The organism is Mycoplana rhizolycopersici (assembly GCF_013378445.1).
GTDB lineage: Bacteria > Pseudomonadota > Alphaproteobacteria > Rhizobiales > Rhizobiaceae > Mycoplana > Mycoplana rhizolycopersici.
Genome location: NZ_JABXYK010000012.1, coordinates 84,968 through 98,215 on the forward strand (window position 1 = coordinate 84,968; position 13,248 = coordinate 98,215).

General features: G+C 65.8%; 12 protein-coding genes. 3 read left to right on the forward strand and 9 right to left on the reverse strand.

Annotated features, from left to right (window positions below; all coding sequences use genetic code 11):
• The first annotated feature begins 11 nt into the window (after positions 1–11).
• The 3 genes from HV823_RS18730 to HV823_RS18740 are packed head-to-tail and all read left to right on the forward strand — an operon-like array spanning position 12 to position 3,027.
• Complete coding sequence (locus HV823_RS18730; protein WP_176951266.1) at positions 12–1,034, forward strand: SIS domain-containing protein; 1,023 nt, start codon at positions 12–14, stop codon at positions 1,032–1,034.
• Positions 1,034–1,963, forward strand: a complete 930-nt coding sequence (locus tag HV823_RS18735) for a PfkB family carbohydrate kinase (RefSeq protein WP_176951267.1) — start codon at positions 1,034–1,036, stop codon at positions 1,961–1,963. Before HV823_RS18730 ends, HV823_RS18735 begins: the two co-directional genes overlap by 1 nt.
• Entirely contained in the window at positions 1,960–3,027 is a 1,068-nt protein-coding gene (locus tag HV823_RS18740; protein WP_176951268.1) for a sn-glycerol-3-phosphate ABC transporter ATP-binding protein UgpC, read from the forward strand. The genes HV823_RS18735 and HV823_RS18740 overlap by 4 nt, the downstream gene beginning before the upstream one ends.
• A gap of 38 nt (positions 3,028–3,065) precedes the next feature.
• Here HV823_RS18740 and HV823_RS18745 read toward each other — a convergent pair whose 3' ends face one another.
• From HV823_RS18745 to HV823_RS18780, 9 genes are all read right to left on the reverse strand, one after another.
• Positions 3,066–4,334: a glycerate kinase type-2 family protein gene (locus HV823_RS18745; protein WP_246301696.1), complete on the reverse strand. Its 1,269-nt coding sequence runs from the start codon at positions 4,332–4,334 to the stop codon at positions 3,066–3,068.
• Between the two features lie 6 nt (positions 4,335–4,340).
• The gene (locus HV823_RS26775; protein WP_246301707.1) at positions 4,341–4,658 is read right to left on the reverse strand and encodes a Dabb family protein; all 318 of its coding nucleotides are present in this window, start codon (positions 4,656–4,658) and stop codon (positions 4,341–4,343) included.
• A 9-nt stretch (positions 4,659–4,667) separates the two neighbouring features.
• Positions 4,668–6,323: a GMC family oxidoreductase gene (locus HV823_RS18750; protein WP_176951269.1), complete on the reverse strand. Its 1,656-nt coding sequence runs from the start codon at positions 6,321–6,323 to the stop codon at positions 4,668–4,670.
• A gap of 204 nt (positions 6,324–6,527) precedes the next feature.
• Positions 6,528–7,325 (reverse strand): 3-ketoacyl-ACP reductase, encoded by a 798-nt coding sequence (locus HV823_RS18755; RefSeq protein WP_176951270.1) that lies wholly within the window; start codon positions 7,323–7,325, stop codon positions 6,528–6,530.
• Positions 7,325–8,833: a GMC oxidoreductase gene (locus tag HV823_RS18760; protein WP_176951271.1), complete on the reverse strand. Its 1,509-nt coding sequence runs from the start codon at positions 8,831–8,833 to the stop codon at positions 7,325–7,327. Before HV823_RS18760 ends, HV823_RS18755 begins: the two co-directional genes overlap by 1 nt.
• Positions 8,834–8,842: 9 nt before the next feature.
• On the reverse strand, positions 8,843–9,958 hold the full coding sequence (locus HV823_RS18765) for an ABC transporter ATP-binding protein (RefSeq protein ID WP_176951272.1): 1,116 nt from the start codon (positions 9,956–9,958) through the stop codon (positions 8,843–8,845).
• 5 nt (positions 9,959–9,963) lie between these two features.
• Positions 9,964–10,845 (reverse strand): carbohydrate ABC transporter permease, encoded by an 882-nt coding sequence (locus HV823_RS18770; protein WP_176951273.1) that lies wholly within the window; start codon positions 10,843–10,845, stop codon positions 9,964–9,966.
• Complete coding sequence (locus tag HV823_RS18775) at positions 10,842–11,723, reverse strand: carbohydrate ABC transporter permease (RefSeq protein WP_176951274.1); 882 nt, start codon at positions 11,721–11,723, stop codon at positions 10,842–10,844. Before HV823_RS18775 ends, HV823_RS18770 begins: the two co-directional genes overlap by 4 nt.
• A 199-nt stretch (positions 11,724–11,922) precedes the next feature.
• Complete coding sequence (locus tag HV823_RS18780; RefSeq protein ID WP_246301773.1) at positions 11,923–13,137, reverse strand: ABC transporter substrate-binding protein; 1,215 nt, start codon at positions 13,135–13,137, stop codon at positions 11,923–11,925.
• Positions 13,138–13,248 lie beyond the last annotated feature (111 nt).

Consider the following 13,248-nt stretch of genomic DNA (forward strand, 5'->3'; position numbering starts at 1 on the left):
AGACGAGAGGAATGACCATGAGCGAACAGAGAACACGCCCGCCCGGGCTCGTCGCGATCGACCGCGAGATGGCCCGCCAGCGCGCCGATGCGATCGCCTCCTTCCATGGGGCCGGTGGCGTCGCCGCAGAGGTCGCGGCCTCGCTGCGCAGGACCGGACAGTTGCTTCTGCTCGGCATGGGCGGCTCGCATGCTGTCGGCCGGGCGGTCGAGCCGCTCTACCGGGCGCTTGGCATCGATGCGATCGCGGTTCCGCTCTCCGAGCAGCTCGGGCAGCCGCTGAAAATCGAGGGCAGGACCATTCTCGTCACGTCGCAGTCCGGCGAGAGCGCCGAGGTGCTGCGCTGGTTCGCCGAGACCGGCGGCACGCCGGACACCTTCGGGCTCACACTTGAGGACGGCTCCTTCCTCGCCCGCAATGCGCCGTGCCTCGTCGGCGCGGGCGGAACCGAACTGGCCTTCGCCGCCACCCGCAGCCTGACGATCAGCCTCGCCCTGCACCTGGCGGTGCTGGCGGAGCTGGGCGACGACCCCGCTTCGGCGCTCGCCGCGCTCGAGGATAGGCAGGAACCGGACATAGGTTCAGCCGTCACGGCCCTTTCCGGCGTCTCAGCCGTGGTGACGTCGGGGCGCAGGCTGCAGGGGGTCGCCGAGGCACTGGCGCTCGGCCTCACCGAACTGTCGCGCCGGCCCTGTTTTTCGCTGGAAGGCGGGCAGCTTAGACATGGGCCGATGGAAATGCTGCAGCCGGACATGGGCGTCGTACTCTTCCGCGGGGATGACCCGACGGGGCAGCTGGTCACGGCGATGGCGGTGTCGACGGTGGAGACCGGCGCGCCGGTCGTCGTCTTCGACTCCTCCGGTGAGCCGCCGGTCAAGGGAGCCGTCACGCTCGCCTTCCCGCCCTCGACCGGCGTTGCGGCGATCTTCCGGATGCTGTCTGTGGCGCAGCGGCTGATGATCGCGTTTGCCTGGGAGCGGGTGGACGACGTCGGCACGCCGGTGCGCACCACCAAGATCACCCGGAGCGAATGATGCGGCCGCTTGCAGTCGTCGGCAACGTCAATGTCGATCTGATCCTCGGGCCTGCCGCGCCCTGGCCGAAGGCCGGGACGGAGGTGATCGTCGACCATGACGAGCTTCGTGTCGGCGGGGCGGCCGGCAATGCCGCGCTCGCCTGGATCGGCATCGGCGTGGATTTCTCGATCGCCGCCAATGTCGGCTCCGACCGGTTCGGGGGCTGGCTGCGCGAGGAATTCGGCGCACGCGCGGATCGCTGGCAGGTTTGCCCGGAAGGAACGACGCTTTCGGTCGGCATCACCCATCCCGACGGCGAGCGCACATTCTTCACCACCCGCGGCCATCTCGCCCGCCTCGGTCTTGCCGATGTGCTTTCAGCGCTGGACGGTCCCTCGCTTGCTGGCGGATACCTGCTTCTGTGCGGTTCGTTTCTCACCGACGACCTGTCCGCCGATTATCCGGAGTTCTTCGACTGGGCGGACCGGCACGGCATCGCCGTGGCCCTCGACACGGGCTGGCCGCTCGCGGGCTGGACGGAGGCGAACTGCACTGCCGCGCGCGGCTGGCTGTCGCGCTCGCGCATCGCCTTGCTGAACGAGGTCGAGACGACGACGCTTGCCGGCATCACGGACCCCGCGGCCGCGGCCGCGACGGTGCGTGCGTCGATGCGGGAGGATGCGATCGTCGTCGTCAAGCGTGGCCCGGAGGGTGCGATCGCGATCGGTGCCGACGGTGTCCTCGTCTTGCGGGCGGCGCCCGCGGTGACGGTCATCGACACGATCGGCGCCGGCGACGTGTTCAACGCCGGGTTCCTCGCAGCACTTGCCGGCGGCGAGACGCTTTCCAGCTGCCTGCGGGCCGGAACACATCTCGCCTCAAAGGCCATTTCAACCCTTCCCCGCAGTTATGGCGGGCCGGTCCATTTCGGGGAGAGCATGGCGTGAGCGCGCTTGAGATCATCGGGGTCCGCAAGACCTATGGCGAGGTCGAGACGCTGAAGGGCATCGACATCGCGCTTCTGAGCGGGGAATTCCTCGTGCTGCTCGGCTCTTCGGGCTGCGGCAAGTCCACGCTGCTCAACATCATCGCCGGACTGGCCGAGGCAAGCGGCGGCGACGTGCGCATTGGGAAACGATCGGTGCTCGGCGTCCACCCCAAGGACCGCGACATCGCCATGGTGTTCCAGTCCTACGCGCTCTATCCGAACCTGTCTGTTCGTCGCAACATCGGCTTCGGGCTGGAGATGCGCAAGGTGCCGGCGGCTGAACGCGACCGCGCCGTGCGCGAGGTGGCGAAGCTCCTGCAGATCGAAAACCTGCTCGATCGCAAGCCTTCACAGCTCTCGGGCGGCCAGCGCCAGCGCGTGGCGATCGGCCGTGCGCTGGTGCGCAAGCCGCAGGTTTTCCTGTTCGACGAGCCGCTCTCCAACCTGGATGCCAAGCTGCGCATGGAGATGCGCACCGAGCTGAAGCGCCTGCATCAGATGCTGAAAACGACGATGGTCTACGTCACCCACGACCAGATCGAGGCGATGACGCTCGCGACGCGGATCGCTGTCATGCGCGATGGGCGGATCGAGCAGCTCGGCACGCCGGAAGAGATCTATGACCGGCCGGCGACGCTCTACGTTGCCACATTCGTCGGTGCGCCGCCGATGAACCTGGTGGACGTCGCCGTGGATGGAGGCGCCCTCGCTTTCGGGGAGCTGGTGGCGCCGGTGCCTCGGCTGTGGGAAGACGCGGTGCGCGAAGGCCAGCGCCTCGTGCTCGGCATCCGGCCGGAGGCGTTGCATTTCGGCGGGAGGGGCGACCATTTAATCGCAGCCAAGGTCGATGTCGTCGAGCTCACCGGCCCGGAACTGGTCGTCTCCGCAAGCGTCGGCACCCAGCGGCTGACCGCCTGCCTGCCGCCGCGGACCCGAGTGGAGGTGGGGCAGGTGGTCGAACTTTCCTTTGATGCGGACGCCATGCACCTTTTCGACGCGGACAGCGGCCGGCGGATCGGCTGAACAGGCTGCCCGCACGCCGCTTGCGCCGAAATCGGCCTCTATCCGATCAGGATCGCGCGGAAGTCGTTGACATTGGTGCCGGTCGGGCCCGTCTCGAAGATATCGCCGGCAGCCTGGAAGGCGGTATAGGCGTCGTGGCCGAGAAGGCGGGCCTGCGGATCCTGTCCGGCGGCGCGCATGCGGGCGATGGATGCGCCGTCGGCGAAGGCGCCGGCATTGTGCTCCGAACCATCGCGGCCATCGGTATCGGCGGCAAGCGCATGGATGCCGGCGAGGCCGTCAATGGCAATCGCGAAGGAGAGCAGAAGTTCGCTGTTGCGGCCGCCCTTGCCGAAGCTTTCGCCCCGGATCGAGACGGTCGTTTCACCGCCCGAGAGGATCAGGGAGGGGGCAGGGAAGGGGCGGTTGCGCGTGCGCACCTCCCGCGCGATAGCCGCATGCATCAGACCGATATCGCGCGCTTCTCCCTCTATCGCGTCGGAGAGGATGAAGGTGTCGATGCCGGCCGCGCGCGCCTTGGATGCGGCCGCCTCCAGCGAGACGCGCGCCGAAGCGATCACGTGATGTTGCTGGTTGGCGAAGGCCGGATGGTCCGGGCCTGGTGCGGCAGCTGCGTCGGAGGCCAGATGCGACATTACGCGCTGTGGCAGCTGCATGCGGTACTGGCGGACGATCTCGATTGCGTCCGACGGCGTCGAGGCGTCCGGGACGGTAGGCCCCGAGGCGACATGCGCGGGATTGTCGCCGGGAATGTCGGAAACGATCAGGCTCACCACCTTCGCCGGATAAGCGGCATAGGCAAGCCGCCCGCCCTTGATGGACGAGACGTGCTTGCGCACCACGTTCATGGCGGAGATGGGCGCGCCGGAGGCAAGCAGGGCGCGATTGACGGCGATCTCGTCTTCGAGCGTGAGATCGCCCGCTGGCGCCGGCAGCAGCGACGAGCCTCCGCCCGATACCAGCGCGATGACGAGATCGTCTGCGGTGAGGCCGTTCACCAGTCCGAGCAATCTCTTGGCGGCGGCAAGCCCGGCCGCGTCGGGGACGGGATGGGCAGCCTGAAGCACCTTGATCTGCCGGCAGGTGGCGACCGGCCCGTGCTGGGCGACGACTGCGCCTTCGAGCGGTGCTTCCCAGAGGCTTTCGAGCGCTGCAGCCATCTGGCTCGCCGCCTTGCCCGCGCCGACGACGATCGTGCGTCCTTTCGGTCGCTTTGGCAGGTGGGCAAGGATCGCGGCCAGCGGATCGGCCGCCTTGACGGCTTCATGGAACAGCGAGGCGAGAAAGGCGCGTGGATTTTCAATCATGCCTTATCAATCGATCGTTTCGAGGTCGTACACAAGTACCCCGGCGACACCGTCGAGGGCGGCGGCGACGATTTTCGCCCCGGTCTTTCTGTGTTCCTCGTCGGCAAGATAGCTGTCGCGTGCGAAGCTGTCGTCGAAATCGACGATGAAGCCGTCGGAGAAGCCCTTGTCCATGCCCGCTTCCGGGCTGACATTGATGCCGACATGGACGGCCAGCAAGCCGGGAATGCGGTCTTTCAGGGCTGTGATCTCCTCGAAGATCTCGCTTTTGGCGGCCGCCGAGATCGTCGGCTTGAAGCGGATGAAGACGCAGTGGCGGATCATGCGGTGCTCCTATCGAATGTCGGTGCGGGCGCGTGCCCGGGTATCGTTGCGCTCGTGGGCGAAGATCTGCGGCGGCAGCGGCTGCAGGTCACGGATGATGTCTGCGCCCTTCTCGCCCACCATGATCGTCGGCGCATTGGTGTTGCACGAGGGCACGCGCGGCATCACGGACGAATCGCAGACGCGCAATCCTTCCAGTCCGTGCACCCTGAGATCTAGCCCGACGACGGCATCCGCGCCCGTGCCCATCTTGCAGGTGCCGACGGGATGGTGGTCGGTCTTGGCATTGGCGCAGCCGTAGTCGAACAGATCCTCGTCGGTGAGATATTTGGGGCCGGGCAGCCGCTCGGCAAGAACGAACGGCTTCAGCGCCGGCTGCTGCATGATCTCGCGGGCGATCTTCAGCCCTTCGATCGACATCTTGCGATCGTGCGGATCCGCCCAGTAGTTCGGATCAATCAGCGGCGCGGCTGCCGGATCGGCCGAGGCGAGCCGTACCGTGCCGCGCGAACGGGGATGCAGATAGGCGGAGTTCAGCGTCACGCCGGCGTTCTTCAGCCGCTCCACGCCCGCCTCGATGCCCGAGCCGAGTCCGAGGTGGAACTGGATGTCGGGCGAGCGGGCGTCCGGATCGGCATACCAGAAGCCGCCAGTCTCGAAGAGCGAGGAGGCGACCGGGCCGGAACGGAACAGCACGTATTGCAAGCCTGCCCAGAGCGTTCGGTGGAGCTTGGCCACATTGTCGTAAGTGTGGTCGCCGGTGCATTCGCAGATGACGAACAGGTCGAGATGGTCCTGCAGGTTGGAGCCGACGCCGGGCAGGTCGTGCTTCACCGGCACCCCGGCCGATTTGAGATGGTCGGCCGGGCCGATTCCCGACTGCAGCAGGAGCTTCGGCGAGCCGATGGCACCGGAGGAGACGAGAACCTCGCGCTCCGCCCGCAACGTCTCCGGCCCGCGCGAGGTTGCGATCTCGACGCCGACGGCGCGCGCGCCCTCAAGGACGATCCGGGTGACGCGGGCGCCGGTGCGGATGGTCAGGTTCTTCCGATCCTTGATCGGCGAGAGATAGGCCAGCGAGGCCGAGGAACGGCGGCGGTTGCGCTGCGTCAGCTGGTAGAAGCCGACGCCGGCCTGCTGGCGGCCGTTGAAGTCGTGGTTATACGGAATGCCGAGCTCCTGGCCGGCGCGGATGTAGGCGTCGCAGATCGGCAGGCCGGAAACCGGCATCGACACGCCGAGCGGGCCGCCATAGGCATGGTAGTCGTCGGCGAAGCGCTGGTTGTCCTCTGCACGCTTGAAATAGGGCAGAACCGAGCGGTAGTCCCAGCCCTCGCAACCGTCTTCGGTGGCCCAGAGGTCGTAGTCGGCGGCGTTGCCGCGGGTATAGAGCTGGGCGTTGATCGACGAGCCTCCGCCGATCACCTTGGCCTGCGTATAGCGCAGCACGCGGCCCTTCATGTGCTTCTGCGGTACCGTCTCCCAGCCCCAGCTGGCGACGCCCTTGGTCATCTTGGCAAAGCCTGCCGGCATATGGAACAGCGGGTTCCAGTCGCCGCCGCCGGCCTCCAGCAGCAGGACACGCACCGTGGGGTCTTCCGAGAGGCGGTTGGCGAGAACGCAACCCGCAGGCCCGGCGCCGGTGATGATGTAGTCGTAAGCCATGCACGTTTCCTCGAGGATTCAAGCTGTTCGCGTGTTCAATATTTTATGTGCCGGCCGATGCTGTCTGGCACTCATCCGCCGAGCACCCCGGCTGCCGCCATCTTCTCCCCGCAGGCGGGGGAGAGGGGACTGGGTGAGCGGCGAACTCACCACTTGGGCGGGACGGGCCTGCGGGCACCGCGGAGCTGCGGCCGCCGCCAATCCTTACAGCCGCCCGATCGAGAGCCCTCCGTCCAGATCGATCACCGAGCCCGTGGCGAAGGCGAAGCGGCCGGTGGCAAGGGCAGCGACGGCCGAGCCGATATCCTCCGGTTCGCCCCATCGCTTCATCGGCACCAGTCCGCCCGCGATCAGCGCGTCGTACTTGGCCGATACGCCTGCGGTCATTTCCGAGCGGATGATGCCGGGGCGGATCTCGAAGACGGCGATACCGGTTTCGGCCAGCCGCAGTGCCAGCCCCTGGCTGAAGGCTGCAAGCCCGGCCTTCGTCATGCAATAGTCGAGCCGCTCGGGCGAAGACAGCGAGGCCGAGACGGATGTGACGTTGACGATCGACCGCGGACCGGTGGCGGGCGCCGCGAGCATCGCGCGCAGGACGGCCTGCGTGAAGAACACCGTGCCGCGCAGGTTGGTGGCGACGATCGTGTCGAAATTCTCAGGCTGGAGGTCGAGAAAGTCGCCACGCACCACCGAGGCGATGCCAGCGTTGTTGACCAGGCAATCGATGTGGCCGAAAGCGTCGACAATGGCCTCGACCGTCTCCTGATGGCTCTCGACTGCGGCGAGATCGGCCTGGAAATAGGCCGCCTTGGCTCCGGCTTCACCGAGCTTTGCGAGCACAGTGTCGGTGCCCTCGTCCGAGGCGCCGATGCCGGTGATGGCGATGTCGAAGCCGTCCACCGCAAGAGCCCGGGCAATGCCGAGCCCGATGCCGCGACGGCCGCCGGTGACGATGGCGAGCGGGCGGGCTTTCCGATGGCGGAGCGAGCGAAACGATGTCATCACGCGACAGCCTCCCTGGCTCGGATGTGTTCGGCCACGCGCAGCGCCTGCGCGGCAATCGTCAGTGCCGGGTTGACCGCCGCCGAGGTCGGCAGGAAGGACGCATCGACGACGAAGAGGTTCGGATGGTCGAACGAGCGGCAGTAGACGTCGAGCGGTGCGCTTGCCGGGTCGCTGCCGAGGCGGACCGTGCCGCACTGATGGGAGGGGGTACGCTTGTCGAAGGCGCGCGACAGGACGATCGGGAAGCCCGCCTTCTTCAATACCGCCTTCAGCTTCGCCACCAGCTCGAGATGGGCGTCCCAGTTGGTGCGGGTCCATTTCAGCACGATCCGGTCGCCGTCGACGGTGATCCGGCTTTCGGGGTGGGGCAGGTCTTCGCTCATGGCATAGAAGTCGACCGCATGCCGTGAGATCCGCTCCAGCAGCCATTCCGGTACCTGCGGCATGTTGGCCTTGAGGATCTTGCCCGAGACACGGCCGAGAAGCTGGACATTGCCGAGCGGTGGCCCGCCTTCTCCGTCGGAGAGATAGAAATCGTTGAAGCCGAAGGTCTTCTGGTAGATCGAGGTGTTGCGGAAGGACGGCGAGAGCGCGATCACCGCACTCGAATTGTGGTTCATGAAGTTGCGCCCGACCTGATCGGACGAATTGGCGAGCCCGCGCGGGTTGGCGTCGTTGGCGGAACGCAGCAAAAGCGCCGCCGACTGCACGGCACCGGCGGAGAGGATGACGAGTTTCGGCGAAAGGCTCTCTTCCCTCCCGCCCCTGACGTAGCGGATCTCGGCGATCGAACGTCCGTCCGGGCCGGTCACAAGCCGCGTCACCCGGCTGCCTGTTTGCAGCGTCACATGAGGGTGCCGCAGGGCTTGCGCGAGTGCTGCGGTTTCCGCATCCATCTTGCCGTCGTCGGCGTTCGGATGGGCGTCCCACGGCGTTTTCGCCTTCTTCAGCCAACGTTCGATGTCGATGCCCAGCGGCAGCGAATAGGGGTGCATGCCGGCCGCCTTGAGCCGCTTGCGCACCAGCGCGATCGCCGGTTCGTCCGGGACCGGCGGAAAGGGATAGGCCGCCGAATGCGGAGGCTCGGTCGGATCCTCGTCCAGCGCTCCGCGGACCTGGTAGAGCTTTTCCGCAGCCGAATACCACGGCTCCAGTTCCTCATAAGGGAACGGCCATGCGGGCGAGACGCCCTCGCGGTGGCGCATTTCCAGAAAGTCCTCCCGGCGATAGCGCACGAGGACCGCGCCGAAGAACTTCGAGTTGCCGCCGACATTGTAGTAGTTGCCGGGGTTGAAGCCCGCGCCGCCGGCCTCGTACCAGGTCTCCTTCGGGCGGAAGTGGCCGCGCTGGAAGATCGCCCGCTGGTCGCGGTTCTCCGGCCGGTCCGCGATCCGTTCTCCGGCCTCGAGGATCAGGATGCGGGCACCGCTCGACGCAAGGCCGGCGGCGACGGTTGCTCCGCCGATGCCGGAGCCGATGATGACGATGTCTGGCTGCTCGCTCATCGTCTCGTCTCAGGCGATGCGCCGCTGGCTGTCGGGGTCGAAGAACACGGCCTTGTCGAGATTGAAGGCAAGCCGCGCTTTCTGTCCGGCGGAGATGCGCGCGTCGGCGCGCAGCCGGGCCACGATCTCCTTGCCGCCGAGATGGGTCACGGCGAAGGTGTCGGCACCGGCGGGCTCCACCACCTCGATCAGGCAATCGCCCTCCGCGATCGCACGGGCATTGTGGTCGGCGCCCTCCGGATCGGTCAGCGCCTCGGGGCGGATGCCGAAGATCACCTCCTTGCCGCGATAGGCGCCGAGGCCCTGCGGCGCGTTGTCGACGACGAGCTTCAGCGGCTCGGTTTCGGGGCGGGCGAGCGACACCGAAAGCGCGCCGCCGTCGCCTTCGACTTTCGCTTTCAAAAGGTTCATCGCCGGCGAGCCCATGAAGTCGGCGACGAAGATGTTGGCGGGATTGTTGTAGATCTCGGCAGGGGTTCCGAACTGCTGCAGCACGCCGTCCTTCAGCACGGCGATTTTCGTTGCCAGTGTCATTGCCTCGATCTGGTCGTGGGTGACGTAGACGATGGTCGTCTTCATGCGCTGGTGCAGGCGCTTGATCTCGGTGCGCATGTCGACGCGCAGCTTGGCGTCGAGGTTGGAGAGCGGCTCGTCGAACAGGAACAGCTTGGGATCGCGCACGAGCGCCCGACCCATGGCGACGCGCTGGCGCTGGCCGCCGGAGAGCTGGCCGGGCTTGCGGTCGAGCAGATGGCCGATCTGCAGCATGTCGGCGACCTGCTTGATCGCCTTGTCGCGCTCAACCTTCGGCACGCCACGGATTTCCATGCCGAAGGCGATGTTTCCGGCCACCGTCATGTTCGGATAGAGCGCATAGGACTGGAACACCATGGCGATGTCGCGTTTGGAGGGATGCAGGCCTGCGACGGAGCGGCCGTCGATGGCGATGTCGCCGGAGGTGATCGGCTCCAGACCGGCGATGGTGTTGAGCAGCGTGGACTTGCCGCAGCCGGAGGGACCGACGAGGACGAGGAAGCCGCCCTGTTCGATTTCCAGGTTGATGTCTTTCAGGATTTCCAGCGCGCCGTAGGACTTGCGTAGATTGCTGATCTTGAGAAACGACATGGCGGTCATCCTTTCACGGCGCCGGACATCAGGCCGCGCACGAAGTAGCGGCCGGAGACGATGTAGACGATGAGGGTGGGAAGGGCTGCGAGGATCGCGCCCGCGAAGTGGACGTTGTATTCCTTTACGCCCGTCGACGAGGAGACGAGGTTGTTCAGTGCCACCGTCATCGGCGTCGAATAGGGGCCGGAGAAGGACGCGCCGAACAGGAAGTCGTTCCAGATGTTGGTGAACTGCCAGATGACGGAGACGACGATGATCGGACCCGACGACGGCAGGAGGATGCGGCGGAAGATCTGGAAGAAGCTCGCCCCGTCGATCTGGGCGGCACGGACCAGTTCGGTCGGGAAGTTTTCGTAGTAGTTGCGGAAATAGAGCGTGGTGAAGCCGATGCCGTAGATCACGTGCACCATGATCAGGCCCCAGATCGAACCGGCGATGCCGAAGATGCCGAGCATGCGCGCCATCGGGATCAGAACGATCTGGAAGGGGATGAAGCAGGACAGAAGCAGCAGCCCGAAGAAGACGTTCGAACCGCGGAACGGCCATTTCGTCAGGACATAGCCGTTGAGCGCGCCGATGATGGTGGAGATCGCCACGGCCGGCACCACCATCAGGATCGAATTGATGAAGAACGGACGAAGGCCGGTCGGCTGCACGCCGATCTGCGCGGTCGACCAGGCCGACAGCCAGGGCTCGATCGTCCAGGTTTGCGGCAGGTTCAGCATGCCGCCCTGGCGGATCTCGTCCAGGGGCTTCAGCGAATTGACCACCATCACGTAGAGCGGCAGCAGGTAGTAGAAGGCAAAGATGATCAGCGCCGTGTAGATCAGCGCGCGCGTCAGGCGGCCGTGGCTGATGACGTTGTCGGAAGTTGCAGCGCTCATCGGCCCTTGCCTCCACGGATTTCGGAATAGAGATAGGGAACGATGATCGAGAAGATCATGATCAGCATGATGATCGCCGAGGACGCGCCGATGCCCATCTGGTTTCGGGTAAACGTGTAGGAGTACATGAAGGTCGCCGGCAGCTCGGTCGCCTGTCCCGGGCCGCCGCCGGTGAGCGCGATGACCAGGTCGTAGGCCTTGATCGCAAGGTGCGCGAGCACGACGAAGGCGGAGAGGAAGATCGGGCGCATCAGCGGGATGATGATGCGGCGATAGACGGTCATCGTGGAGGCACCGTCGATCTGGGCGGCCTTGATGATCTCGTTGTCGACGCCGCGCAGGCCGGCCAGGAACATCGCCATGACGAAGCCGGACGACTGCCAGACGGCGGCGATCACGACGCAGTAGATCGCGTAGTTGCGGTCCTTGATCCAGTTGAAGGAGAAGCTCTCCCAGCCCCAGAGATGCATGGTGTTCTCAAGGCCGATGCCGGGGTCGAGGAACCATTTCCACGCCGTGCCGGTGACGATGAAGGACAGCGCCATCGGGTAGAGGTAGATCGGCCGCAGCAGGCCCTCGATGCGGATGCGCTGGTCAAGCAGGATCGCAAGCCCGAGGCCCAGCACGCTGCAGATGACGATGTAGAGGGATGCGAAGATCGCAAGGTTCGAGATCGCCCGCCACCAGTGCGGCAGTGACCACAGCCGCACATAGTTCTGCAGGCCGACGAAGTTGTAGGACGGCAGCATCTTGCTGTCCGTCAGCGACAGGATCCCCGTATAGGCAATGAAGCCGTAGACGAATACCAGGACTATGAGGAAGCTGGGGGCGAGCACGAGCTTGGGAAGAAGCTCCTGCAGCCGCGAGCGGCTATCCATGATCGTTACCACCGTTGTTGTGCGGTCTTCTGGTCAAGGGGCGAGTGCCTCGTCTTCGAGGAAGAATGCCCCCTCATCCGCCTGCCGGCACCTTCTCCCCGCAGCCGGGGAAAAGGCCGACGGCGCGGCGTCTCCGTTGCCTCTCCCCGCCTGCGGGGAGAGGGTCAGGGTGAGGGGCCAGCAGCCCCTCTTCATCCGCCTACTTCGCGCCCTCGACCGCGGCGACCAGTTCCTTGGTGGCTTCCTCGGAGGAAAGCTCGCCGTTGAACTGGCGGGTCACCACGTCATAGATCGCGTTCTTGACTGCGGCCGGGTTGGCATGGCCGTGCGCCATGGAGCCGTAGAGCGAGCCGCTGGCATTGGCTTCCGCCAAGTCCTTGATGCCCTTCTTGCCGCAATCGTCGAAGTCTGTGTCCGGAACGTCGGTACGGGCCGGAACCGAGCCCTTGACCACGTTGAAGGCCGACTGGAAGGTCGGGCTTTCGATGGCAGACGCCATGGCGAGCTGGGCGGGAACCTTGTCGGCGGCGACCTTGAACATTGCGAATTGGTCGGAGTTGAAGGTGACGGACCCCTGAGTGCCGGGGAAGCGCATGCAGACGAAGTCCGTGCCCGGCTTCTTGCCGGCCTTCAGGAATTCACCCTTGGCCCAGTCGCCCATGAACTGCAGGCCGGCCTTGTCCTCGATGACCATAGCGGAAGCGAGGTTCCAGTCGCGGCCGGAGAAGTTGTCGTCCACATAGGAGCGCAGCTTCGTCATGCGGTCGAAGGCTTCCTTCATCTGGTCGCTGCCCAGCGTTTCCGGATCGAGATCGATGAAGGCCTTCTTGTAGAAATCGTTTCCGAGCGAGAGCACGACGGCGTCGAAGATCGTCGCATCCTGCCACGGCTGACCGCCATGGGCGACGGGCGTGATGCCCTGCGCCTTGAAGTTGTCGAGCAGCGCGATCAGTTCGTCCCAGTTCTGCGGCTCCTTGCCGCCGGCCTTGTCGAGCGCCGCCTTGTTGATCCACATCCAGTTGGTGGAGTGGACATTCACAGGGGCTGCGATCCAGTGGCCGTCATACTTCGAGAACTGCTGCAGGGCGCCGGGGACGACCTTGTCCCAGCCTTCCTTGGCGGCGACTTCGTCAAGATTGCCGAGCGCGCCTTCCTTGGCCCAGTCGAGAATGTCGAAGCCGAGCATCTGCACGGCGGTCGGTGCGTTGCCGGCGGTGACGCGGGCGCGAAGCACGGTCATCGCCTCGGTGCCGCCGCCGCCTGCCACCGGCATGTCGGTCCAGGTGATGCCCTTGGATTCGAGATCCTTCTTCAGGACGTCGAGCGCAGCAGCCTCGCCGCCGGACGTCCACCAGTGCAGCACTTCCACGTTCTCCGCAGCGCGCGCGGAGACGCCGCCGCCAAGGCTCATCATCACCGCGGCGATCGCGGTCGTCGTTACAAACTTGCGCATCGATTTCCTCCCGTTTGCAAGTTTCAAAGGCGGGATCCTCCTCCCGCCTGTTCCAGTCGCCGCCGGCCCTCC

Excerpts from the sequence above, each read along its gene's own strand:
- HV823_RS18730 (WP_176951266.1), top strand. The coding sequence starts at position 12 with ATGACCATGAGCGAACAGAGAACACGCCCGCCCGGGCTCGTCGCGATC.
- HV823_RS18735 (WP_176951267.1), top strand. The coding sequence starts at position 1,034 with ATGCGGCCGCTTGCAGTCGTCGGCAACGTCAATGTCGATCTGATCCTC.
- HV823_RS18745 (WP_246301696.1), bottom strand. The coding sequence starts at position 4,334 with ATGATTGAAAATCCACGCGCCTTTCTCGCCTCGCTGTTCCATGAAGCC.
- HV823_RS26775 (WP_246301707.1), bottom strand. The coding sequence starts at position 4,658 with ATGATCCGCCACTGCGTCTTCATCCGCTTCAAGCCGACGATCTCGGCG.
- HV823_RS18750 (WP_176951269.1), bottom strand. The coding sequence starts at position 6,323 with ATGGCTTACGACTACATCATCACCGGCGCCGGGCCTGCGGGTTGCGTT.
- HV823_RS18755 (WP_176951270.1), bottom strand. The coding sequence starts at position 7,325 with ATGACATCGTTTCGCTCGCTCCGCCATCGGAAAGCCCGCCCGCTCGCC.
- HV823_RS18760 (WP_176951271.1), bottom strand. The coding sequence starts at position 8,833 with ATGAGCGAGCAGCCAGACATCGTCATCATCGGCTCCGGCATCGGCGGA.
- HV823_RS18765 (WP_176951272.1), bottom strand. The coding sequence starts at position 9,958 with ATGTCGTTTCTCAAGATCAGCAATCTACGCAAGTCCTACGGCGCGCTG.
- HV823_RS18770 (WP_176951273.1), bottom strand. The coding sequence starts at position 10,845 with ATGAGCGCTGCAACTTCCGACAACGTCATCAGCCACGGCCGCCTGACG.
- HV823_RS18775 (WP_176951274.1), bottom strand. The coding sequence starts at position 11,723 with ATGGATAGCCGCTCGCGGCTGCAGGAGCTTCTTCCCAAGCTCGTGCTC.
- HV823_RS18780 (WP_246301773.1), bottom strand. The coding sequence starts at position 13,137 with ATGATGAGCCTTGGCGGCGGCGTCTCCGCGCGCGCTGCGGAGAACGTG.